General features: G+C 33.6%; 24 protein-coding genes. 3 read left to right on the plus strand and 21 right to left on the minus strand.

The window, feature by feature from the left end; translation table 11 throughout:
* Positions 1-320 precede the first annotated feature (320 nt).
* From ypfJ to J2W48_RS21840, 8 genes are all read right to left on the minus strand, one after another.
* Complete coding sequence (gene ypfJ, locus J2W48_RS21805) at positions 321-1,169, minus strand: KPN_02809 family neutral zinc metallopeptidase (protein WP_310284165.1); 849 nt, start codon at positions 1,167-1,169, stop codon at positions 321-323.
* Between the two features lie 93 nt (positions 1,170-1,262).
* Positions 1,263-5,327 carry a PAS domain S-box protein gene (locus J2W48_RS21810; protein ID WP_310284167.1) on the minus strand — a complete coding sequence of 1,355 codons (4,065 nt, stop codon included), beginning with the start codon at positions 5,325-5,327 and terminating at the stop codon, positions 1,263-1,265.
* An 88-nt stretch (positions 5,328-5,415) separates the two neighbouring features.
* On the minus strand, positions 5,416-6,207 hold the full coding sequence (locus J2W48_RS21815) for a hypothetical protein (RefSeq protein ID WP_310284169.1): 792 nt from the start codon (positions 6,205-6,207) through the stop codon (positions 5,416-5,418).
* A gap of 115 nt (positions 6,208-6,322) precedes the next feature.
* Positions 6,323-7,651, minus strand: coding sequence for an aldehyde dehydrogenase (locus J2W48_RS21820; RefSeq protein ID WP_310284171.1), 1,329 nt, complete (start codon positions 7,649-7,651; stop codon positions 6,323-6,325).
* Positions 7,652-7,718: 67 nt separating this feature from the next.
* Positions 7,719-8,408, minus strand: coding sequence for an RluA family pseudouridine synthase (locus tag J2W48_RS21825; protein ID WP_310284172.1), 690 nt, complete (start codon positions 8,406-8,408; stop codon positions 7,719-7,721).
* A gap of 321 nt (positions 8,409-8,729) precedes the next feature.
* On the minus strand, positions 8,730-8,903 hold the full coding sequence (locus J2W48_RS21830; RefSeq protein ID WP_310284201.1) for a four helix bundle protein: 174 nt from the start codon (positions 8,901-8,903) through the stop codon (positions 8,730-8,732).
* Positions 8,904-8,988: 85 nt separating this feature from the next.
* On the minus strand, positions 8,989-9,807 hold the full coding sequence (gene panB, locus J2W48_RS21835; RefSeq protein ID WP_310284174.1) for a 3-methyl-2-oxobutanoate hydroxymethyltransferase: 819 nt from the start codon (positions 9,805-9,807) through the stop codon (positions 8,989-8,991).
* 291 nt (positions 9,808-10,098) lie between these two features.
* Positions 10,099-11,526 (minus strand): L-serine ammonia-lyase, encoded by a 1,428-nt coding sequence (locus tag J2W48_RS21840; RefSeq protein ID WP_310284176.1) that lies wholly within the window; start codon positions 11,524-11,526, stop codon positions 10,099-10,101.
* A gap of 310 nt (positions 11,527-11,836) precedes the next feature.
* On the opposite strand from J2W48_RS21840, the gene J2W48_RS21845 reads away from it, so the two are divergent.
* From J2W48_RS21845 to J2W48_RS21855, 3 genes are read left to right on the plus strand one after another with little or no spacing between them, the layout of a single operon-like run.
* Positions 11,837-13,984 (plus strand): cation:proton antiporter, encoded by a 2,148-nt coding sequence (locus J2W48_RS21845; protein ID WP_310284178.1) that lies wholly within the window; start codon positions 11,837-11,839, stop codon positions 13,982-13,984.
* Positions 13,985-14,020: 36 nt separating this feature from the next.
* Entirely contained in the window at positions 14,021-14,449 is a 429-nt protein-coding gene (locus tag J2W48_RS21850) for an SMI1/KNR4 family protein (RefSeq protein ID WP_310284180.1), read from the plus strand.
* A gap of 44 nt (positions 14,450-14,493) precedes the next feature.
* A complete protein-coding gene (locus J2W48_RS21855; protein ID WP_310284181.1) occupies positions 14,494-14,856 on the plus strand; it encodes a VOC family protein in 363 nt (120 codons plus the stop codon).
* Between the two features lie 80 nt (positions 14,857-14,936).
* Here the strand turns inward: J2W48_RS21855 and J2W48_RS21860 are convergent, their stop codons facing one another.
* The 13 genes from J2W48_RS21860 to J2W48_RS21920 form a co-directional block, all read right to left on the minus strand.
* Positions 14,937-16,043 carry an acyltransferase family protein gene (locus tag J2W48_RS21860; RefSeq protein ID WP_310284183.1) on the minus strand — a complete coding sequence of 369 codons (1,107 nt, stop codon included), beginning with the start codon at positions 16,041-16,043 and terminating at the stop codon, positions 14,937-14,939.
* A 107-nt stretch (positions 16,044-16,150) separates the two neighbouring features.
* Entirely contained in the window at positions 16,151-16,834 is a 684-nt protein-coding gene (locus J2W48_RS21865; protein WP_310284186.1) for a 2'-5' RNA ligase family protein, read from the minus strand.
* A 5-nt stretch (positions 16,835-16,839) separates the two neighbouring features.
* On the minus strand, positions 16,840-17,208 hold the full coding sequence (locus tag J2W48_RS21870) for an iron chaperone (protein WP_310284188.1): 369 nt from the start codon (positions 17,206-17,208) through the stop codon (positions 16,840-16,842).
* A gap of 55 nt (positions 17,209-17,263) precedes the next feature.
* The gene (locus tag J2W48_RS21875; RefSeq protein WP_310284189.1) at positions 17,264-17,728 is read right to left on the minus strand and encodes an SRPBCC family protein; all 465 of its coding nucleotides are present in this window, start codon (positions 17,726-17,728) and stop codon (positions 17,264-17,266) included.
* Between the two features lie 26 nt (positions 17,729-17,754).
* Entirely contained in the window at positions 17,755-18,447 is a 693-nt protein-coding gene (locus tag J2W48_RS21880) for a DUF2490 domain-containing protein (RefSeq protein WP_310284190.1), read from the minus strand.
* A 103-nt stretch (positions 18,448-18,550) separates the two neighbouring features.
* Positions 18,551-19,132 (minus strand): LOG family protein, encoded by a 582-nt coding sequence (locus J2W48_RS21885; RefSeq protein WP_310284192.1) that lies wholly within the window; start codon positions 19,130-19,132, stop codon positions 18,551-18,553.
* Positions 19,133-19,436: 304 nt separating this feature from the next.
* Entirely contained in the window at positions 19,437-20,639 is a 1,203-nt protein-coding gene (locus tag J2W48_RS21890) for a lactonase family protein (protein WP_310284193.1), read from the minus strand.
* Positions 20,596-21,699 (minus strand): MBL fold metallo-hydrolase, encoded by a 1,104-nt coding sequence (locus tag J2W48_RS21895; RefSeq protein ID WP_310284194.1) that lies wholly within the window; start codon positions 21,697-21,699, stop codon positions 20,596-20,598. Before J2W48_RS21895 ends, J2W48_RS21890 begins: the two co-directional genes overlap by 44 nt.
* Positions 21,700-21,701: 2 nt before the next feature.
* Entirely contained in the window at positions 21,702-22,124 is a 423-nt protein-coding gene (locus J2W48_RS21900; protein ID WP_310284195.1) for a DUF1801 domain-containing protein, read from the minus strand.
* Between the two features lie 36 nt (positions 22,125-22,160).
* Positions 22,161-22,529: a nuclear transport factor 2 family protein gene (locus J2W48_RS21905; RefSeq protein WP_310284197.1), complete on the minus strand. Its 369-nt coding sequence runs from the start codon at positions 22,527-22,529 to the stop codon at positions 22,161-22,163.
* A gap of 168 nt (positions 22,530-22,697) precedes the next feature.
* Complete coding sequence (locus tag J2W48_RS21910) at positions 22,698-23,315, minus strand: YdeI/OmpD-associated family protein (protein ID WP_310284198.1); 618 nt, start codon at positions 23,313-23,315, stop codon at positions 22,698-22,700.
* A gap of 107 nt (positions 23,316-23,422) precedes the next feature.
* Positions 23,423-23,998 (minus strand): DUF4256 domain-containing protein, encoded by a 576-nt coding sequence (locus tag J2W48_RS21915; RefSeq protein ID WP_310284199.1) that lies wholly within the window; start codon positions 23,996-23,998, stop codon positions 23,423-23,425.
* A gap of 34 nt (positions 23,999-24,032) precedes the next feature.
* Positions 24,033-24,326, minus strand: a complete 294-nt coding sequence (locus tag J2W48_RS21920) for a hypothetical protein (protein ID WP_310284200.1) — start codon at positions 24,324-24,326, stop codon at positions 24,033-24,035.
* Between the last annotated feature and the right edge of the window lie 349 nt (positions 24,327-24,675).

Here is a 24,675-nt window from a genome sequence, read left to right on the forward strand (position 1 = left end):
GCATTAGTCTCCCTCTTCCATTACAAAAAATGGCAATAAGTTACAGCGAATGGGATTATTTATGTGAAAGTTTTATGAAAAACTTAAAAAATAAATCATCAAATGTGTTTCCCTACCGATTATTTATAGAAAATTAGTTTACAATTTTCAGGTATAATAAGTACAATCTTAAAAATTTTAAAAACCATTTTGCAATTTGTAAAATGGTTTTTTATGAATAATTTACATAATGTATTATTTAAATATTTTTTTGAAAATAAAAAAAGCATGACCTTTAAAAAGTCATGCTTGCTGGTTATTATAGTTGGGTTGAATAAGGTTTATAAGTCTTTAAAAGTAGTGCCTTGTTTAATATCTCCGGTACTAAAACCTTTCTTAAACCAGTACATTCTTTGTGCAGAAGTACCATGGGTAAATGAATCCGGTACAACATGCCCCTGCATTTTACTCTGTATGGCATCATCACCAACAGCATTCGCTGCACTTAAGGCTTCTTCTATATCCCCGGTATCAAGGTTTTCCTTGTTATAATGTGTCCACACACCGGCATAAAAATCAGCCTGCAGCTCTAGGGCAACAGATAGTTTGTTGGCTTCGGCTTCGCTTTTGCCTTTCTGGTCACGGCGCATTTGCGCTGAGGTGCCCAGAAGCGTCTGGATATGGTGTCCAATTTCATGCGCAATAACATAGGCAATGGCAAAATCACCACCCTTGGCGCCAAATTTAGATTTTAACTCTTCAAAAAAAGCAAGGTCCATATATACTTTTTGGTCACCGGGACAATAAAAAGGACCCGAGGCTGAGGTAGCACCACCGCAATCAGTTTGAACAGAACCTTTAAAAAGAACCAGCTTTGGGGCTTTGTAAGTCATACCGTTGTCAGCAAAAATTTCCCCCCAGATATCTTCATTATCAGCCAGTACAACCCGTACAAAATTGCCCATTTCTTCATCTTCGGCACTCAGTGGAACGGCATTTTCAGTTTGTGTTGTCTGGCCGCCCTGCAGCTGCTCCAGAACAGGGGTGATAAGCTGGGCATTTTCGCCTCCAAAAACATTCACCAGTAAAATAATGATGCCAATAATACCACCGCCCATGGCTACTTTTCCGCCTGAAAGAGAACGTCTGTCCTCAACATTTTCGCTTTGTCTTCTGCCTAACCACTTCATAGTATAGTATTTTAAGCTTGTTTATGATTTGTCTGTTACGAATTTATATTTTTTTCCGGAATAAAATGCGAATAGGGCCAAATTCCTTTTTAATTATTTCAGCCATTTGAGCAGGATGTCCTCAACAGCCCCTTTCATGATGGGTTTAGAGATATAATCGTTCATTCCGGCAAGCAGGCATTTGTTGCGCTCTTCTTTTTCGGCACCGGCCGTAACAGCTATAATGGGTATTTTTTCGCCCTTAAGGGTATTTCGCAATATTTTGGTAGTCTCATAACCGTTCATTACAGGCATTTGAATGTCCATAAAAACAAGGTCGGGAGTGATGGTTTCAAATTGAAGCAGGGCATCGTGTCCATTTTCACATTCATAAATAGCAGCATTATAAAACAGGTTTTTTATCACGGTTTTTAAAAGCAGCATATTGACTTTGTTATCTTCGACTATTAAAATAGTATGGCTTTTGGCTATCAATGCGGCAGATTCCGAAGATTGTTCAGTTGTATGATAATCAGGAATGTTGTTTTCGTTTTGGCTTTGTTCGCTGGTTTTGAGTTTCAGGTCAAAATAAAATGTACTTCCCTGGTCAATAGTACTTTCAAGTTGCAGACGGCTGTCCATTAGTGCAAGTAACTGGTTAGAGATGGTCAGACCTAATCCTGTACCGCCAAATTTGCGGGTAGTAGAACTGTCTTCTTGCGAAAAGGCTTTAAAGATTTTATCCTTATTTTGTTCCAGAATGCCAATACCCGTATCTGCTACGGAAAAACGTATTAAACACTCATTGTCTTTCCTTTCAAGCACAGATACATTGAGCTTGATAGTGCCTTTATGGGTAAACTTAACAGCATTAGATAATAAATTAATCAGAATTTGTTTCAGGCGTACAATGTCGGTCTGTATATATTGGGGAACATTAGCCGCTACGTGGAGTTCGAGGGTAAGATTTTTGATATTCGATTCATACAGGATGAGGTCAAATACCTGTCCCAATAGCTTTTTTATGTCATACAAATCAATAAACAATTCCAGTTTTCCGGCTTCAATTTTAGAAAAATCCAGAATATCATTGATGATTTCTAATAACGAATGTGCCGACTGATTAATAGTTGTCATGTATTTTTCCTGAATGACGGCAAGATCTGTCTTCATTAATAAATCGGTAAAACCAATAATGCCATTAAGCGGGGTCCTGATTTCATGAGACATATTAGCAAGGAAATCAGATTTCGATTTATTGGCTGCCTCGGCTATTTGCTTGGCTTTGATGGCATCTTCGGTCAGTTTTTTATTGGTAATGTCAAAATAAATACCGCCTACAAATTCAATTTCATCTTTCTTTTTGATCACATCACCAAATTCTTCCACCCAGATATATTCTCCTGTTTTCTTTTTAATGCGATAAACATTATGCATCGGTTTTCCGTTCTGTAAATTATTGATTTGATTATCGATAACTTCATCTTTATCATCAGGATGGATAAGTGATAAAAATGACAGATTATGTTCAATAAATTCAGTTTTGGAGTATCCCGTAAGATTCAAAATCTCATCATTTAGGAAAATTTTGGTAGAAAGCGCATCAAATTTAGACAGATAAACGGTACCAGGAATGTTATTGGCAATTAGTTTAAATTTCTCTTCGCTTTCCAGAATTTTGGCATAATTTCCATTTCGTTCCAGGGCCGATGAAATATTATTGGCCAGGGTTTGAAAAATATAGATTTCTTCCTCAGACCATTTACGTTCCTTCATGCAATCATCAAACCCTATAAACCCGGTAAAAACATCGTTGATGTATAAGGGCATAATCAGGATAGATAAAATTTCATTGTTGATTAATAATCTTTTAAAAAAACCATCATCAAGTTTACGGGTAAGCGTATTTAGGATTTTCTTGTTTTGTGCTTTCTCAATAATCTCTTTAAAATTATCTTCAGTAAACTGGGCTAATGGGGTTATCTGATGCTTGATACCGTCACGGGTCCATTTATGTTTTTGGCTGATCATGTTGGTCTCAAAATCTTTCTCATAATAAAACATATGGTCCACTCTTGCTGCTTTCCCTATCAGGTTATAGGTTTCTTCAAACATCTTCAGGGTGGTTTTGCTCAGTAAAAATTTCTCGGTACAAAGGGCTAGTGCCGAAAGAAGCTGGCTTTTATATTCTAATCTTCGCTCAGCTTCCAGTCGCATTTGTGACGATATAGCTAACGAAATCACATCAGAGATAGTCTTGGCATAATTAATATCCTCATTGTCCCATACTCGTGTGGCGGATGTATTTTCAAAACAAACAACGCCTGCTAACTGCCCATTTAAAAAAACAGGCACATCCAGCATGGATTTGATATTGTTTTTTGTAAAATAATCTTTTTGAAATTCCGATGTTTCTAATTTATCAAAAACATCAACAGCATTAATGACAGTTTTGTTTTTTAAGGTTTCAAAATAAATAGGATATGTCTCTTTTTTAAAGATGTTTTTATCACCCAAGGAATGACTATCACTGGTAAATAGGTTTTTACAGGTAATAATGTCGTTAGAATATTTCCAGTAGCTAAGCCGATTGGTGTTTGAAACCAGAGAGGCCTCCTGAATTATAAAATTGATGGATGCTTTTAAATTATCAAAGTCATTAAAATTGATCGTTGATAATTTTTTTGTTGAGTTATTATAGGATTCTATTTTTTCAAAGCGGCTTTTCTTCTCATTTTCTATATTTTTCAATTCGGTAATATCTCTTGCAATACCGGCAAAACCTATAATTTGCCCTAAATCATTCTTGCGTATGATAACCTTTTGCGAAATCCATAATTCATCCCCGTTTTTTTTCTGGATCGGAATTTCAATGGTAGGGTAATTATTTTCGGTCTTTACTAAATTTTCATAAAAAGCAGTAGTTTTTTCTATGAAATCAGGTCGGATAAAATCAGAATAATGTCTCGAAATAACTTCATTTTCACTATAACAAAGCACAGTAAAAGCAAAATCATTAATAAAAGTAAAATACCCCTCTTTATCAATTTCAAAAATAATATCAGCAGCAGTCTGAATCAGGTTTTTGTATTGATCCTGTATCTTAATTTGTTCTGTTATGTCCTGGCCAATACCAATGACCAGGTCTTCAGAAAATCGTTTATCTTTCCATTGGATATATCGGTATTCACCATTTTTGCATTTTAATTTCCTAATATATAAATTGTTGTCAGAATAATTATTAAAATAGGCTTCTCCAATAAATTCAGGGTCTTCGGTCAGTTTCCAAAACCCTGTTCCCAGTACCTCATCAGGGATATATCCTAAAATTTCATGGATAGATTCGCTGCAAAAGATAAGTTCACCTTTTTTATTGCAGGCAATGGTCAGGGAATTCCCTTTATGCACAATTTCATTGGTAAACCTGAAATTATTCTTTTCGTTCACGGAAACGGCATATTTGATCTGATTGATAACAAAAATGAGAAGGCAGAAATTAATTAATAATACAGATGTTTTAACAGGAACCGTTTGGAAAAAAATAGTGGTAACTAAAAAAAGCAGTACAAAACCAGTAAAGAACCAGTAAATTTTTATGGGCTTTAAAACAGTATAAGAAAAATAAAACGAGATTAAAAAAGCAATTACAGGTACAATATCAAAAGGGAGAAAAATAATATTGAAGGCGATATAGAAAGTGAATATTAAAAATAAAGCAATAAAAATAGTATCAATATTTTTGCGTAAAAAGACGATTCTTTCCGTTGTGAGGTAAAATAGTAGTATAAAAAAACCAATAGATAAATTAATAACCAAAAGACTTTTAGGCCTGATATCAAAAATTTCATTGATAATTTCGATTACAATAATAGCAATACCAAAAAATAAAAAATAAAGATGGTATTCTTTTTTTGAAAAATCAGTTTCCTTATTTTTTTCAATAAAATAACCTATTTTACTTTTTATTTTAAAAAACTGATAGACCAGTAAACTTATAAAACCAAACAGGAACAATCCTAAAACAATAATTTTAGGATTGTTGTAAGATATAATGTGATTGTTGTAAAATATAATATTTGAATTAAAAGCAAAACAATTTAGACCAACTGATTTTAGAATATTTCCAAAAAAGGCCAGGCTGTGAATCGGGTAATTTAAAAAACTATAACAGACTACCATAGAATTTGTCCTGGTTTTGTTTTAATAATAGTTTTTTTTGAATTTTCCAAATAAACTGAGTCAGGTTTTTTTATTTAGCTTATTCTTTTTATTCAAAATCTGATTGGCCAATAGAATCGATTGAATCTGGATTATCCGTATGGATGATAGCGCTGTAAATTGCATAAGTCATCGAATAGGTAAACGGAATAGTAAATACTATCCCAATACAACACCCTATAAAACCAACCATGGAGGCGATACCGGCAACTATAAACAACAATACAATAAGAAAAGGTTGTTTACTGACAATTAGGATACTTGATTTAATGGCATCTGATACGTGCAAATCTCCAAAAATAATTAACGGAATTGTTAACGACGTAAACAGGGAAATAATAATGGTAAGTAATGTATCTACGAATAATATTCCCAGAAAGTTAAAGGCAATAGAAATTAGCCCGTTAAGCAAGCCTATAAGTAGGGTGGCAAGAAAAATTTGTGAAAAATAGTTAGGCCTGTAATAGGTAAAGAGAGTAGAAACATTAAAAGTTTCATCCTTGTCTGCACAATCGGCCATTTTTAAAAATCCGGCAGCAAAAGGACTAAAAACAGAAGATATTAGCGTAGCAATACCAGTATATATAATTAAATTGGTAGTGGAAGGCTGTTGGTTAGAAAAACTCTCAATAAAATCTTTATTTAAGTTTTCTGCCCCAAAATAAAGCACAAAACCTAAACCTCCAATGAAAAAGGAAAGAATAAATAAGATCAATAGAATTAATCCGGCATAAAGGGCAATTTTTTTATAGTTTTCGAAAGCATGATTAAATACATTCGAAAAATCCAAAGTATATCCATACTTTTTAATTTGTTCAATTTGGTTTAGTGTAGATTTCATTTTTTAGTAAAATTGCTTTATAATATTGGCTTTAAGTTGGTTATTTAGACGTAAATATAATATTTTTTATCAATTACGTATCATAATCTTAATAGTATATAAATGTTTTGTTGGTTTACATCCAGTTTAAAAACTTCCGAATAGTTTCCAGTTTATTTTGATAGGGCGCATAACGCAAGGGTAAATCAAGCCAGTTCGCTTTTTTAACCACCGCTTTGTGATGAGAAAAAATATCAAAACTTAATTGGCCATGGTAAGCACCAATACCACTATGGCCAACGCCTCCAAAAGGTAATCTTTTATTCGAAAAATGAATAATGGTATCATTAATACAGCCTCCTCCGAAAGAATAGTTTTTAATGAGCTTTTTGGCAAAAGAATTGTCATCGCTGAAGATATAGAAAGCAAGAGGTTTTTCAAACCGGGTAATTATATTATGAATATCAGATTCTGATTCGTAGGTAAGCAGTGGCAAAATGGGGCCGAAGATTTCTTCTTTCATTACAGGGCTATTTAAACCGGGTTCGTCAATGAGAGTAGGTGAGATAAACAATTTATTGGCGTCACTTTCTCCGCCAAAAAACACTTTTTCGGGTTCAATCATATTCACTAGTCTCAGCCAGTTTTTGGTATTGATGATACGGGCAAAATCAGGTGATTTCTCTGGTTTTTTACCATAGGAGTTTATAATTTCTTCAATAAACAAAGTGACAAACGGCACTTTCATGTTTTTTTGGATCAAAATATAATCCGGGGCAATACAGGTTTGTCCCGCATTAATAAATTTTCCCCAGACAATTCTTTTTGCGGCTAATTTTAAATTAGCAGTTTCATCAATAATACACGGATTTTTTCCGCCTAATTCAAGCGTTACCGGAGTTAGGTTTTCCGCAGCCGCTTTAGCTACAATTTTACCGACTGAAACACTTCCGGTAAAAAAAATATAATCCCAGCGTTGTGCCAGTAGTTCATTCGAAACTTCAACGCCGCCTTCGACGACTTCAACATGATTAATATGAAATGTTTTTCCAATGATTTTGGTTATGATGGCAGATGTATGAGGAGTAAGTTCGGAAGGTTTTAAGACAACTCTGTTTCCTGCTGCTACGGCAGAAATCAATGGGCATAAAGCCAATTGAAAAGGATAATTCCAGGGAGCAATAACCAAAACGTTTCCGTAAGGTTCTTTATAAATATAATCAGTGGATGGAAAGTTGAGCAGGGATGGAAAAATGCGTTTTCGTTTAGACCATTTATTAATATTTTTGATGGTAGCTTTCAATTCCGAAATCACATAATGAGTTTCGGTTAAAACAGCTTCAAATTCAGGCTTTTTAAAATCATCGTATAAAGCTTTTACAATTAAATCCTCGCTTTCCTGAATAGTATACAATAACTTCTTTAGCGTTTCTTTACGGTATCCGATGTCATTTTTATAGTCCATTTTTTTGATTTTTTGACTATGCAAGTTACTTGATAAAAATCGAAATAATTACAATTTAGTCATAAAATCATAAGGCATTCCAGATGGTTTCATCAGGTGTTGGTGCAATGATGGTAATATTTTCTTTGGAAACGGGATGAACAAAAACCAGCTTTCTTGCATGAAGATGGATCCCTCCGTCAGGATTACTTCTGTCAGAACCATATTTTAAGTCACCTTTTATAGGAGATCCAATAGCCGACAATTGTGCACGAATCTGATGATGGCGGCCCGTATGCAAATTTATTTCGAGTGCCACATAATTTTGAAGTTCTTTGAAAACAGTATAATCCAAACTGGCAATTTTACTGTCCGGAACTTCTTTTATATGTGCTTTAGAAGTATTGTTCTTTTCGTTTCTTTTTAAATAATGAACCAACTTAGCAGTTGTTTCCAGAGGTTTATTTTTTACAACGGCCCAATAGGTTTTTTGTGTTTCACGATTACTGAACATTTCGTTCATTCGTGTTAACGCCTTACTTGTTCTGGCAAAAACTACAATTCCTGTTGTGGGTCTGTCCAATCGGTGAATTACACCCAGAAAAACGTCGCCTGGTTTATTATATTTATCTTTAATATATTCTTTTACGACTTCAGATAAAGGTTTGTCTCCCGTTTTATCGCCTTGTACAATATCGCCTACACGTTTATTCACCACAATAATATGATTGTCTTCGTGTAGAATTTGGAGGTTGTTTTTATTAGAAATTATTTTCAAAATTGATTTTAGATTATAGGATTTTTAGATTGTTCGACTGAACTTAAATCAAAGCAGATTTAAATTTTAATGTCATTTTTACAATTCTATTCAGGTTATACCATTTAGAAATATAAAATAATCCGATTTTTTTAACTCCCTCTCCTTTGGAGAGGGCTGGGGTGAGGAAAACAAAAAACTGTTTTATATTTCTAAATGGTATTAAAACATAATTCATCTAATTTTTATTTATATATCCTAAATCAAAAGAGATTAATAACTGAGTTTTCAATTTCGAAAATAGAACCAATTGTAATTTCAGGAAACCTTGAAAAATCTTTATTACTGCTTCGTGAACACTTTTCTGGAATATTTAGAAGGAACTGACACAGAAGCACAACGAAGTTGATTCGTTAAACCAAATTTTTCAGGCTCTGGAAAATTTGAGGTAATATTATAAATTTTGGAACAAAATTGTTTACTGGACTTCCAAATCCTAAGTCTTTTTAAATCGATGCATTAAATAATTTATAATTTTATAGTATTGAATTCAAAAGAATCTTTCGAAAAATCTAAAAATTCAACAATCTAAAATACTATTTTAGTACTGCTCATTAGAATTCGGAAAATCACTTGACTTCACATCCGTTACATACTGACCAATTGCAGAAGTCATTTCCTGATATAAATTTAAATAGCGACGTAAAAAACGAGGGCTGAATTCATTATTCATTCCTAACATATCATGAATAACCAGAACTTGCCCGTCAACGCCACCACCGGCACCAATTCCAATAACAGGTATAGAAATACTTTTGGCCACTTTTTCAGCCAGATCAGCAGGTATTTTTTCTAAAACTACTCCAAAACAACCAATTTTTTCCAGCATTTTGGCATCTTCCATTAACTTTTCAGCTTCTTCATCTTCTTTCGCACGAACGCTGTAAGTTCCAAATTTATAGATAGATTGTGGGGTTAAACCCAAGTGGCCCATAACCGGAATTCCTGCATTTAATATTTTTTTGATAGACTCTTTAATTTCTTTTCCGCCTTCCAGCTTTACTGCATGGCCTCCACTTTCTTTCATAATTCTGATTGACGAACGCAAGGCTTCTTTAGGATCAGACTGGTAACTTCCAAAAGGTAAATCTACAACAACCAAAGCTCTATCAACAGCACGGACTACCGATGAAGCGTGGTAAATCATTTGATCCAGAGTAATAGGCAAAGTAGTTTCATGACCCGCCATAACATTGGATGCAGAGTCGCCTACTAAAATCACATCAACTCCTGCGGTATCAACAATTTTTGCCATCGTATAATCGTAAGCTGTTAGCATAGAGATTTTCTCTCCGTGACTTTTCATTTCGATTAACGATTTTGTTGTGATTCTTTTATAATCTTTTTTTGCTACTGACATTTTATTTTTTTTTGAGAATGTAAAAGTATTGAATAATTGTAAACTGAGGATCAGCAAAAAAGAATATTTCCAAGCTGAATAGCTTCTCTTTTTTGAATTCTATCCTAAATTGACTGGCTTCCATAATAATAGAATAATTATGAGTGTACTTTAGGGATGCTTCAATATATGTTCCATACTTTTCGATGAAGGCTTTTTCAGATACTGAATTATCCAATATGTAGTTGGGATTAAATATATGTTTATTGTTTTCATTTATAAAAACCTTTACTATTAAAATGATTTTAAGATTTAACAGTCTGCCATATTTACTGCAATCGCCAGTCCGCCTTCAGAAGTTTCTTTGTATTTAGAATTCATATCTTTTGCTGTTTGCCACATCGTATTAATTACTTTATCCAGTGGTACTTTTGCATTTTTAGAATCGGTTTCTAAAGCCAGTTCGGCAGCATTTATAGCTTTTATGGCTCCCATTGTATTTCTTTCAATACACGGAATCTGAACCAAACCGCCAATTGGGTCGCAGGTTAAACCAAGATGATGTTCCATGGCAATTTCGGCAGCCATCAAAACCTGGGCAGGGGATCCGCCCATTAATTCACAAAGTGCAGCGGCAGCCATTGATGAAGAAACACCAATTTCGGCCTGACATCCACCCATTGCAGCAGAAATTGTAGAGCCCTTTTTGAAAATACTTCCTATTTCTCCGGCTACCATCAAAAATTGTTTGATTTCTTTTTCTCCGGCATTATGGTTTTCAATCACCAGATAATACATTAAAACAGACGGAATTACACCAGCGCTTCCGTTTGTTGGTGCTGTAACTACGCGTCCTAAAGAGGCATTTACTTCATTCACGGCAAGTGCAAAACAACTTACCCATTTTAGAATCTGGCGAAATTTAACCTCTGTTTTTCTGATTTCTTCCAGCCAGCTTTGCGGGTCGCTGTAATTTGACAGACCAATTAAATTCTGGTGCATATCAAAAGCCCTTCTGCGGACATTTAATCCGCCTGGAAGAATTCCTCCCGTATGGCAGCCAATGTACATGCATTCCAGCATCGTATTCCAGATACGCATCAGTTCCGAATGGATTTCTTCTTCAGGTCGCATTGATTTTTCGTTTTCATACACAATTTCTGAAATCATTTTGTTCTCAGTGATGGTGTAATCTAAAAGCTCAACGGCATTTTGAACAGGAAAGGGGAACGCACATTTAATAACCTCCTTTTTTTTTGCATTGATGCGTTCTTCCTTCACAACAAAACCTCCTCCAATAGAATAAAATATAGATTCATATTCGGAATCATCGGACATGTAAGCCGTAAATTTTAATCCATTTGCATGAAAAGGAAGAAAGTCTTTATTGAAAGCAATATCCTGAAGAAAGTAAAACGGTATCGTAAACTGATTGCCTAAAATGATTTCATTTTTGGTTTCGATGGTTTTGATAATTCCGGCGATATTATCAACTGGGATGTATTCGGGATCCTGGCCGCTTAAGCCCAGCATAACGGCTAGATCAGTGGCGTGACCTTTACCGGTTAAAGAGAGGGAACCGTATAAGTCTACTTTGACTCTGGTAACCTGTTCTAAAATGGATTCATTTTTTAATTCTTCTAAAAAACGTTCTGCAGCCCGCCACGGCCCAAGTGTGTGTGAACTCGAAGGGCCAACACCAATTTTAAGCATATCAAAAACAGAGATACATTCTTCCATTGTTCAATCTTTAAGTAAGACAAAGATAATTGAATAATGCAATGAACTTTAGATTTCATTTGTTAATGTTGCGTTTTTGTTAAAAAAAATATTAAATTTTAATAATTTATCAATGAAATAAAATATATTCCTTAATATGCAGCTTTCGTAAAAAGAGCGTAGTTTTTTTAGGTATTTTTGTAAAGCAGGAACAATCAACAAAGCATTTCGGATTATAAATGAACTGAAAATTCAGATTGGTCGCTCATTTAATTGACAGCTGTCTTTTTACGAAAATTTAAAAACCACAAAAAGAAGAATATAATTTATTATGATAGAATTTTTCACCCATTTATTTAACGAATTCGAATTACCACTTAGCAATCCTGTATTGATTTTCTCCCTGATTCTCTTTATTATTTTGTTGTGTCCCATCTTATTGAAAAAAATAAATATTCCGGGCATTATCGGACTGATACTTTCCGGGGTTGCCATAGGACCTCACGGACTCAATATACTGGAGAAAAATTCTGCTGTCGATTTATTTTCTACTATCGGATTACTTTATATTATGTTTATTGCCGGTTTAGAACTGGATATGAATGAATTTAAAGCTAATAGAAATAAAAGCTTATTATTCGGTTTTTTTACCTTTATTTTCCCTCTTACAATTGGTTTTCCCGTCTGTTATTATTTGTTGCAATATGATTTTAATGCAAGTTTTTTAACAGCAAGTATGTTTGCAACACATACTTTGGTTGCTTACCCGATTGTAAGCAAACTTGGTATTGCAAAAAACCAGGCTGTAGCCATAACCGTTGGAGGAACAATCCTCACAGATACTGCTGTCCTGATTATTTTAGCGGTGATTATGGGAAGCAGTCAGGGAAACTTAAATCAGGCTTTCTGGATAAAATTAGGGGTTTCATTGGCTATATTTTCGGCCATTATGTTTTTGGTAATTCCAAGAATTGCCAAATGGTTCTTTAAGAAACTGGAAAGTGAAAAACATGCCCATTATATTTTTGTGCTTTCAGTTGTTTTCTTTGCAGCATTTTTAGCTGAAGTAGCAGGAGTAGAGCCTATTATTGGCGCTTTCGTAGCAGGCTTGGCATTAAATCCGCTGATTCCACATTCTTCAGCATTAATGAATAGAATTGAGTTTATCGGGAATTCATTATTTATTCCGTTTTTCCTTATTTCTGTAGGGATGCTGGTTGATATTAGTGTTATTTTAAGTGGTCCTACAGCTTTGATTGTCGCCGCAACATTAAGCGTAGTCGCCATTTTTGGAAAATGGATTGCAGCATTTTTTACCCAGATCGTTTTTAAATACACAAAAACCGAAAGACAGCTTATTTTTGGGTTAAGCAGTGCTCATGCCGCAGCAACTTTGGCTGTTATTTTAGTTGGATTTAAAGCAAACATCCTGGATGAAAATATTTTAAACGGAACCATTATTTTAATATTAATAACCTGTATTGTCGCCTCTTTTGCTACGGAAAAAGCAGCTAAAAAAATTGCCATTTGCGAAGAAGAAGTTTCTTCTGTAGATGCAAACAGAGACCAGATTTTAGATGAACATATTTTGATTCCGCTGGCAAAGACGTCTGCTACATCAAGTCTTTTAGATTTTGCACTACTGATAAAAGACAAAAAATCAGTGAATCCGGTAACGCTGTTAACGATTGTGCCTAATAATGACCAGGCCGAGATTAATATTTTAAAATATCGAAAGGCGGTTGACAAATTTGTCATACAGGGATCAGCTTCTGAAATAAAAATTAATACAATTGCCAGAATCGATCATAATCCGGCTAGTGGAATTGCACGAACTTCTAAAGAAATCATGTCGGATATTGTGATTATTGGCTGGCCAAGAAAAACCGGATTTCTGGACAAAATTTTTGGAGATAACGTAGATTCAATAATTAATAATGTAGATAAAAACCTATTCATTTGCAGATTTCAAAAGCCTTTTGTTGAAGAAAAAAGATTGGTTTTCATTTGTCCGCCTTTTTCTGAAAGAGGAATAGGATTTCAACCTTTGATACAGAAAATATTCAGGTTATCGCAGGAACTGAGTACTCAGATTGTTATTTACGGTGAATACAAAACCCATCAGGCAATTCAGCAAATAGTGAATAATTTAAAGTTAAATGCAAAATTGGGATTTAAGAGCATTTTGGATTGGGAAGATTTTGAAGCGATTTCAGATGAAATAAAACCAACAGATCTGATTATTTTTAATTTATCGAGAAAAGGTTCTGTTTCGTATCAGTCAATTTTTGAGAAACTGCCTCAAAAATTCGAAAAATCATTTATTGATAATAACCTGATTTTGGTATATCCACAGGATAACCGACAAGAAAGCGCCATGGACGCCTATGAAGATTTTACGTCAACCCCACTGACAAAAGGAATCGAAGCAATAGAACAGATTGGTAGAGGTTTAGGGAATATTTTGAAAAAGGGATGATTAATTATTTTGTGAAGCTAACTTATAAATTTCATTATGAAAGATAATTTACAAAAGATATTCGAAAAGTATAGTTTTCCAGAAAGAGATATAAAATCTGAATTTAAGGTTATTGATGTAGAATCATACTCGAAACTAAAACTCCCAAAAGATTATGTTTTTTATCTTGAAAATTATTTTGGTATTGATCAATTTATTGGGGTTGAATTTATAAAACTTTGGAGTTTAGAAGAAATTATTCATGCAAATGAAAATTATAATATTGTTAAGCAATTGAATGGTACAATTGGAATTGGGACAAATGGGAGTGGAGAATTTATTGGAATTGAAATTGACCAATATGAAAACTTAAAAATAATTCTTTCTCCTTTTGTTGATTTGAACAGTAAAAATAATATTGAAATTGGAAAATCTTTTACAGATTTTCTTGTTCGTCTTGATAATGGAATTGATTGGTTTTCATGAAAATCCTTCCAGTTTGAATCATTATCTATAAATCTAAATTAAAAATGTACCATAAAATAAAATCAATCCGCCCCTTTATCGGTGCGAAAGATTTCGAAATCTCAAGAAGTTTTTATCGTGATTTAGGGTTTCAGGAAACGGTTTTGGATTCTGATTTTTCTGTTTTCAAAACAAATGAAACAGCATTTTATCTTCAGGATTATTATGCAAAAGAATGGATTGACAATACCATGATTTTTGTAGAAGTGGATGATGTAAAACGTTATTACAATGAACTTTTAGCTTTGAACCTTCCGGAAAAATATTCAGGTGTTAAATTGATTCCTATTCGTAATTTAGAGTGGGGAAGAGAATGTTTCCTGTATGATCCGTCTGGTATTTTGTGGCATTTTGGTGAGTTTAAGTGATTTTGTAACCGTGAATCCCACAAAATTTAACTACAAAAGATCATGATTCAGGGTTGACTTTTTACCAAACCAGACTATAATCACTTAAATGAACCGTATTTTGTTCTTAGTGCCATGAATGGTTTTTCTATTGTTTTATGAAGCAAAAAAGCAACTAACAGGCATGCTGAAATGCAAATTATAAGTGTAAAGGTGCTTTCTATATCGGCATTAAAAAGCAAAATAATTTCCTGCGTAATATGAATTATTCCCTTGTGCGTCAAATAAATTCCATAGGAAAGTGCTGCAATAAAGGTGCTCGTTTTTGAATTCCATTTATATAAAAAACTCGTTGGACATATTGCACCTAAAACCATAAATCCGTATCCCAAGCCTACTATAGGAAATCCAAAAACGGAAGCATAAAATGACCTTTCTTCGTAGCATAAAAAATAGGCCCCTGTCAATAAAATCAAACTTAACAGCAAAAAATGATTTCCAAATTTGGAAAGTTTATTCCATAAATCAGGCTTAAATTGATAAATTGCGGCAATAGTAACACCTGTTATAAGCCCATCGAGACGGTTATAAGTTGGGTAATAAATAAATTTATACCAAAACATCCATTCATTGGCTTTATTACTATTTGGCAGGTAGAAATTTTCCCAGTTATAAAACCGAATTGCAAAACCAAAAACAAACAGAACAATTAAAATCCAATACGATTTATTGAAAAGATTTGTTGATTGGAGAAAAATTAGCACAATTGGTAAAAGCAAATAGAAATGTTCTTCTACACAAAGCGACCAAGCGTGAGAAAATGTTCCGAAATCCTGAATATTCAATCCGAAATTCTGAGTAAACGTTAGTAATTTCCACAGAGGCGGAAGCGATTTTTTTTCCCGGAATATTGGAACAAGAAAATAAACTGCTGTAACAAACCAAAAGAGCGGAAGAATTCTGAAAAAACGTTTTAAAAAGAAATCTTTAAAAGAAATTCTTGTCTCATTTTTAATTTGAAAAAATAGCTGTGAAGAAATTAAAAACCCGCTTAAAACGAAAAATAAATCGACACCGGTCCATCCAAATTTAGCAATATTTGGTAACCAGTCAGGATGCCCAAAAATCGGAATTTGATAATGATATAAAAAAACAGAACATATTGCAAAAACTCTTAAATGATCTAATCCGTATAATTTTTTCTGCACCTTACAATTTACTTTTTTAAAACTCAAAGGTAATTGAAATTCGTAAAGCTTAAATTTTCATAATCCAACTTTTATTAACAAAATTAAACAAAGCTGATTTTGAAAATTTACCTTAAATAAAAGTCACATATAGTAACGGTATTTCTTTCTCGCTGGTACCAATCATTGCATACTAATTCAATTTTTTCTACCGTAAATTCCCCAAAATTATAATTTCTGAAATTTTCTGTAACGGTCATTAATTTCTCAGGGTTCTGCAGCTCTTCCTGAAATCGCATTACTGTCGAATGTGCCGTGGCAATAGCGTACCGACTATCAATACTTTGTTCTAAATTTGATTTTTTGAAATTCTCCCGGAGTTTCTCACGCAAATTATTTAAAGATCCGGAAGTAGGAAAACCCTGGATCATGATGGCAGATGTAGAAGCTGTTACACCTCTGAACTTAATTTTAATTTCGCCTAAATCAAGTATGCATTTTCGAATGATTTCGATATAATTTTCAACGCTGATTTTATCTAAATTAAAACCTTCATAACAGGAAATAATCGACATTACCGTTATATGAATATCGGAATCCGGATAATAATATTGTGCGGGATCGATTGCCTTTAATTTCTCTAAAAACAACTGAATCTGGTTTTTTACAGTTTGGCATGGACGGATGAGTAATGTAATACCAAATCGGGAATCGGATGAATCATTAATCTGGGGATCTAAGCTGTAATTTCCCGCTAAAATTGCTTGAGAAGACTTAGTGTAAAGTTGTTGATAATGCCCGTTTAGATCCATTAAAATTATTTCTTTTTTGCTTTTTCCAGATTTTCCTTCACTCTGAATTTTACAATTTTGGTAATTAAATCGTACGGAATCGGTTTGTTTAAAGGAAACTGAACTGATCCTTTTCCGGATTTATACTCTGAAAGCTCATCTTTAAAAGCTTCATGACCTGTGGGTAAAGCATATAAGCCAATATGGGTTTTAAAAGCGGCAAAATAGACTACGATACCATTTTGGTTAAAAGCAGGCATCGCATAACTGATTTTTTCTTTTGCATCAGGCGCAGCTTTCTGTATTACCATTCTTATTTTTTCTAAAATTTCCTGAACATCATTCGGGAATCCGCCAATGTATTCATCAATATTTTCGGGTTTTTTAGTTTCCATGAGTTTTGGTTTTTTAAGTTTCGGGCTGTGTGGTAAACCTGAAACCTGATTTTTTTTATGCGAGCCCTTTCGGAAATCTGTCTAAAATCAGATTTAACTGAATTTTATGTTCTAAATAGGCTTTTGCACCGGCTAAAACCAAAGCAAAACCTTCTGTTGAATTTCGAACCTGGTCTATAATTTTGTCAGGATCCCTGAAACCGGAATTGGTAATGCTTACAAAAGTTTCGTTTTCATTCATTGGAGTAAAAGTCCATTCTACTAAAGTACTTTCGTCTGGATTTCCCCATTCAATTACTATTTTTTTATTTTCATGTATAACATGAGTCATAACTGAAAGTGAAAAACCATACATTTCCCAAGTCCATTCTGTTTTTTTGCCCTGCTCTAATTTTCCGGAACCTTTTGTAAACCAGAATTTAGAAGTAATCTCCGGATTAACAAAAGCCTGAAAAACTTCTGAAACCGGTTTTCTGATAAGCATTTCGGCTTTAGCGAAATTTGAATTCTCTGTTGCCATAATTTTTAATTTATAAAAGAGACTTTCTATTTGGCACTGCTAAACGGAATATTGTTATAAATTACGATTTGAAATTGATTTCGGCCTGATTTTTCCTGAATCTGCCTCATAAAGCCGGCTTCAATTTTAAAATTTTTATTGATAACATAACCCAATGCACCATAAACACGATCTCTGTCAAAAACAGGGGATTCCGCATTTAGGAAAACTTCATTATAAGCTGAAATATAAAAGGCATTATCTTCCATTGTTGGTTTGTTAATTGGAACATTCAATGCAAGAAAATAACGAAAACGCATTTGAAAATCATCTTTCAAAAAGCGTTCCTCCATACGGTAACGATGCTGTATGTAAACTCTCCCAAAGTTTTGTCGGGTTGTAAACTGCTGATAAATCCTGTTTTCATCAAAACTTATTTTATCATCAGTATCAGGAACATAATTCTGTGAGTTGATATAAGCATAACCTAGTAAAAGATTATTGTTGTTATCAGTTAAATTATAGCCAATTCCAGTTCTTAACAGTAATTGTTGAGTGTCACCGGCAAAATTATAATTTCGATATTGAATTTCATTGTGCCAATTCCATTTTTTATTGATGGCCTGGTTTCCAAAATAGATAAACCAGTTTCCTGTATCTGTTTTTTGTGCGTATGTAAAATTTAAATTTAAGAATAGAATGATTGCGAGTAAAAAATAATTGTTTTTTAAATATTTCATTATACGTAAAATAGTTTGATTTGTATGATTTTTTTTTTGGAGTTACAATATAAGGAACATAATTTAAAAACAGTGTTAAAAGTACATTTCTGGTTGTATGTGGCTAAACCCTTTCCTTATCAATCCACTTTCCAACAGTTGGTGGAACATAATTTTGCATTTTATCCAGTAAATCTTCAATAGTATCACTGACTAAAAGCATTTGCTGGTTGGCTTCTTTCAACAGACCTTTAGTTACCATAGTTTGTATCATTTCTACCAATGGATCGTAAAATCGATTAATATTCAGGATGGCAATTGGTTTTTTGTGCAAGCCTAATTGTGCCCATGTTACCATTTCGAAAAGCTCTTCGAGAGTACCAAAACCGCCCGGAAGTGCTATAACGCCGTCGCATAAATCATTCATTTTGGTTTTTCTCTCATGCATGCTTTCTACTAAAATAAGCTCGGTTAAGCCTGTATGGGCAATTTCTTTTGATCTCAGGAAATCAGGAAGAACGCCAATTACTTTACCACCTTTATTCAAAACGCCATCTGCTACTGCCCCCATTAAGCCTACATTGGCACCGCCATAAACCAAGCCTATATTTTGTATGGCTAATGTTTCACCAAGTAATGTTGCCTGTTCCTTATAAATTTCATCCGTACCAAAACTAGATCCGCAGAAAACTGTTATTCTTTTCATTTATTATATTTTTTAATTCGTATTTGAAATGAGGAATATCAATTCCGTTGTGAGGAAACATCAACTCATTTATTGGTTTCAGATATAGTTTTGCAACTATGTACTTTAGTGCATTTTGCTTTAGCTTCTAATAAATAGTGTTAGAACCTTACTGACTTTCAGTCTGCCGGCCAAATCTATGATTAAAAGATCTGATGTGACTTTGTAAAGGCCATTGAAATGCTTTTCGTTTTACGGAATTAATATCTTCTGAAATTTCAGGTTGTAAATTGAAATTGGATTTTTTCATTTTAGAATTAGTTTGTTAAATTTGTTTGATTTTAACACAGGAAACGTTTGGTATTTTAATTTCTTTACCTGTTTTTTTTAACATGCCTGTTTTTTTGTTTCTTTTAAAAACAACCACATTTCCAGTATTTACATTGGTTGCAATCAAAAAATTTCCGGTTTTATCAAGGGCAAAAACCCGGGGGTGTTTTCCTAGGGTAGACTGGGATCCTATATTTGTTAAAAGACCGTTTTGATCAATGGAAAAAATCACGATATTATTTTCTTTCCCTCTGTTTGCAGCATATAAAAATTTTCCGTCAGGCGAAATATGAATATCAGAACTTTCAAAACCATCAGTAATTTTATTCGGATGCATATTAATGTGCTGGATTTTTTGCAAAATCCCGTTTTCATATTCATACACGCTTATTGCTCCGGCCATTTCCTCAATACAATAGCCAAATTTCTGATTGGGATGAAAAGCAAAATGTCTGGGACCGCTTTCCAGACCGGTTTTTGTAAAAGGAATTTTTGTTTCTGTTAAAGGTTGTTTTTGATCTTCATGAAATTGATAAGAACGTATTTTATCTGCACCTAAATCCGGTAAAAAAAGATAATCAAATTGGGGAGAAAAAACAGCAGAATGAACATGCGACCGTGTTTGTCTTTCTTTATGGACACTTCCTTCCAAATAGTGAAAATTTTGCGTAATAGGAGCGATCCCCCCGTTTTCTAATAGTGGATAAACAGAAACACTACCTTCGGTATAATTCGCATTCACCAGCCACTTTCCATTTTTATGGACAGCAACATAAACAGGATTCTCACCACCACTTTTTTGAGTGTTTAGAAAAGTCAGGCTCTTATTTTTGGGGTTAAATTCAAAGCTGCTAACACTTCCTCCGTTTGGAGTTTTACTTTCCGTGCACGAATAAACAAATTTACCATTTGGCGATATCGTTAAATATGATGGGCTAACGAGATTTTTTACGGCAGTTATTTTAGTCAGTTTACCATTTACGGTATCTAATTGGTAAACAAAAATGGATTCTGCAGATTTGTCTCTGTTGAATGATCCAAAGAAGGCGTAGGTGTTTTGGGAAAATACCTGAAACGAAGTCAAAAAGACAATCGTAAAAAAGGTAAGCTGTAGTAGTATTTTGTTTGTAAAGAGGCTCATAATATGATCTAATTTATTGTATTCCTGTCCACCAAGCTTTAAACGGTTGATTTTCATTTTTCAGATATACTAGTTCTCCAATCATTGGTGTGATTAATGGGATAGGATTTTGAGAATTTCTATTGAGTTCGGTAATTTTTTTAAGAGGTTCATCCCAAGGATGGTTGCTTAATGGAAATTTAGAAGAATGAACCGGAAATAATCTTGTTGCTTTTAAGTCTTTTGCTGCCTGAATCACTTCTTCAGGCAAACTGTGAATGTATTTCCATTTGATATCATATTGTCCATTATCAAGAATAGCAATATCAAAAGGGCCAAACTGATTGCCAATTTCAGCAAAATGAGTATCGTAACCACTGTCTCCTCCTAAATACATCTTGAAATTTTTGGTTTCTAAAACAAACGAAAGCCATAATGTGGTACACCGTTTATAACTTCTGCCAGAAAAATGCCTTGCAGGAGTAATGTGAAGTGTAATATCCGGGTCAGGTTCTATTTTTTCATTCCAGTCTTTCTCGATAATGTTCTGAGTAGGAAAGCCCCAGTACTCAAAATGTGAACCTACACCAAGACCACAGATTATTGTTTTGGTTTTTGATTTTAATTGAAGGATTGTTTCATAATCCAAATGGTCATAATGATCGTGAGTAATCAATAGATAATCAATTACAGGAAGTTCATCAACTGTATAAATATCGGTTCCCTTAAATGATTTCGTGGTCCCGGGAATAGGTGAGGCGTTCCCGCTGAAAACAGGATCAACTAAAATACGTTTTCCTTCAATTTGAATAAAATATGAGGAATGCCCAAACCAAACCATAATATCCTCATCAATTGAAAGTGTTAATAAATTGGTTTTTACAGATGGAAACAGGTCAACAGGATTCCTTCTTTCTTTTTTTTTGAAAAAGAATTCCGAAAAAACTTCAAAATAACTATAACCTTCTGTAATCTGGGGCGTGTTACTTTTATTTTCAAATTTTCCGTTCTTAAACTGAGGGGATTTTTGTATTAAATTCAGTCTTTGCCCTGAAGGTTCTTTTCCAAATTTTGGATTTTGCAAATAAGCAGATAAAAAAACTCCTAAAAGAAAAATTATGATAAGAATTGTGACCATTTCTAGTTTTGGGGATGTAGTTTGATTAAATTCTCGACCGAAAGTGAAATCATTTTTTTTAAGATTTCAACTTCAATATCTGCTATTTTTTTGATATAGATACAACCTTTTCCGGCTTTATGTTTTCCTAATTTCAACAATAATTCTTCCTTATTTTCAAATGAAGGATAAAGATAAAGTGAAATAGCATCTTTTCTTGGGGAAAATCCAACAAGTGGTGCGTCACCTTCATGTCCGCTGTCATATTTATAATGATAGCTTCCAAAACCGATAATAGCCGCTCCCCACATTTTAGCATCAAAACCAGTTTGCACCTGCATTAATCTTGCAAGTTCAAATGCGTCATTTCGTTTAGTTACATCTTCAACAGTATTGATAAAATCAGTAACGCTTTTTTCAGTTTCAGTTGTTTTGTTTTTTGACATTGGAAAGGTATTTTTATCTGGCGATTTCTGATTTTATTAAAACATTCCATTTTCGTTTATCATTTTTGCAGGAATACATTGGCCTAAGTCCCAAAGTTCAATTATTTTATCGGATTCGAACCTGAAAATATGAACCACTGCAACGCCCAAATCGCTGGTACTTTGTTTAACGTGTGAATGTACTGCCACCATATCCTGATCTCCTAAAATATGATGAATCTCAAAAAATTTATTAGGATTCAGTCTTGCTGATTCCTCCATGGCGAGCATCAAAGTATCGGCATCACCTTTAAAATAGACATTATGATGCTTAAAATTTCGACTTATATATAGTCGGAATGCCTCATGAGAGTGACCTTTGGCCGCCAGGTTTAGAAAATCTCTTGCAATTTCTTTTGTAGTCATGATTTTCATTTTTAAAACATACTAAATTATGAATTAAAAGTGAATGTGAAAAGCATAAATCAACATTAGAATTTAAAAGAATACCATTTTCAGACTGAACATTAAATGATTTTTGTGTTTTTTGTATTCAATGCCTCACTTTTGTTATCTGTTTAGAGTCTTAGATTATTATCTAAACTGTTTTGGTTTTAGCTTTTGTGAAGCCAGTTCTGCTATTTCGTTAATTCTGTTTTGTCTGGTTTCTGGTCGTTTAGCAAGTACAAGCCATTGCAGGATACTCTTTTGAACAGATTTGCTTAAACTTAAAAAATATTCTTTTGAATTTTTTTGGTTTTCAAAAGCTTTTTCCAAATCCTCAGGAATTAACAATTCTTCTACATCGTCTAAAATTATCCAGGAACCATTTTGCTTTGCTTTTTCAATACTTTCATAACCTGCGGGTGCCATAACTCCTTCTTTGATTAATCGCTCTACTTTCCCTTTATTTATTTTTGACCAGACACTATTGGGTTTTCTTTTGCAGAAAAATTGTATAAATTTCTCATTATCAATTGTTTTTCGGGTGCTGTCAATCCAGCCAAAACAAAGTGCTTCATCAACAGCATCGCTCCAAAATATGGTGGGGATATTGGTTTGTTTTTTATAACAAATGAGCCAGACAGATTGTTTTGAGTTATGGTTTTCTTTCAACCAGTCTCTCCATTCTTGCTGGCTGGCAGGGCAAAAAGTTTCCAGCTCATTTAACTGGGCTACTTTTTTATTTGGATTTGCTGGTCGAATGGTCATAAAAATTTTTTTTTTCTAAGTTTATACAACAAATGTAAAATAGCTTAATGACAGCCTTATGTCAGCAGTAAAATATAAATTCAGATTTTTTAAGTATTCTTTCTTTTTTAAACTCTTAAGACCCCACGAAAACCTCTTGCTGCATAGTATGATTGTGCCCCATTGTGATATACGAACACATTACCGTAGCGGAAATCGGCGAAAAGTGCCCCTCCCAGTTTTCTGATTTCAGATGGCGTTTGGATCCAGCTTGATGTTTTGGCATCAAAATTCCCGAATTGCTGTAATTCGCGATACTGCTCTTCTGTTAAAAGTTCAATTCCCATTGAAGTTGCCATATCAATGGCGTTATTTTCAGGTTTATGTTCTTTTCTTGATTCCTGCCCTTCGCGATCAAAACAAACACTTCTGCGGTCTTTAGGACTTTCTGTTGAGCAGTCATAAAAAATATATTCGTCTGTTTTTTTGTCATAACCAATTACATCCGGCTCACCTCCGGTTCTTTCCATTTCGTTGAGCGACCATAGTTTTTCGGGATCAGCCTGCAGTTTTGTTTCTATTTTCCTCCATTCGATATTTGTATGGCGGTTCATATTTTTCTCAAAACGGGTTTTCAATATTGCTAGCAGTTCCATATTTTGCTCTATCGGTAATTCTTTTTTAATGTTATTACTATTTTTCATTCTTTAATATAATTTCGGTTGAACAGGAGTGATGTTAGTTTTTTATGTTTACCGGAATCGGACCTCCACTTGAAACAGATCCGCCGCCAATTTCATCAATATTAACATCGAGCTCATCAGTTGTGGTAATCCGTGTTATGTTGACATCAATTGTACCGTCACTGTTTAAAGGAACTAAGCCATAATTTTTAGCAGCTAAAATATTCCCGTTTTTGTTTGGTTCAGCTGCATAGGTTTTGGGTATAATATCTATGTTTTGCAGCGTTAATATGGATAAACATACGGCAATAACCGTTAATACAATTTTAGTATATAAATCTGTTTTCATAATTATTTGGTTTTATTGTTTACTCTTCTTGATTATTACAAAATTTGTAGTTTTCTTTAGATAATACTTTTTAATTTCAAATATATTTCTGCTATAAATATTGCCAGGGCAAAACTTATAAGGGTTCCTATCAATATATATTCTGTTAGTTTTATTTCCTTATTCTCTTTTAAATCCCCAAACCTGAAAATGGATTTTGCCGCCAATAAAAATCCGACTCCCTCCCAAAAAGAGGTGATTATGAAAATAAAAATAATTGAGCTAGTCATTTAGTTTCTGTATATTTATATCTTTAAAATCAGTCATTATGGAAGTATTTGAAGGTCAAAGTATACTAAACTTTATAAAA

The sequence above is a fragment of the Flavobacterium piscis genome (genome assembly GCF_031457575.1).
Taxonomy (GTDB): domain Bacteria; phylum Bacteroidota; class Bacteroidia; order Flavobacteriales; family Flavobacteriaceae; genus Flavobacterium; species Flavobacterium piscis_A.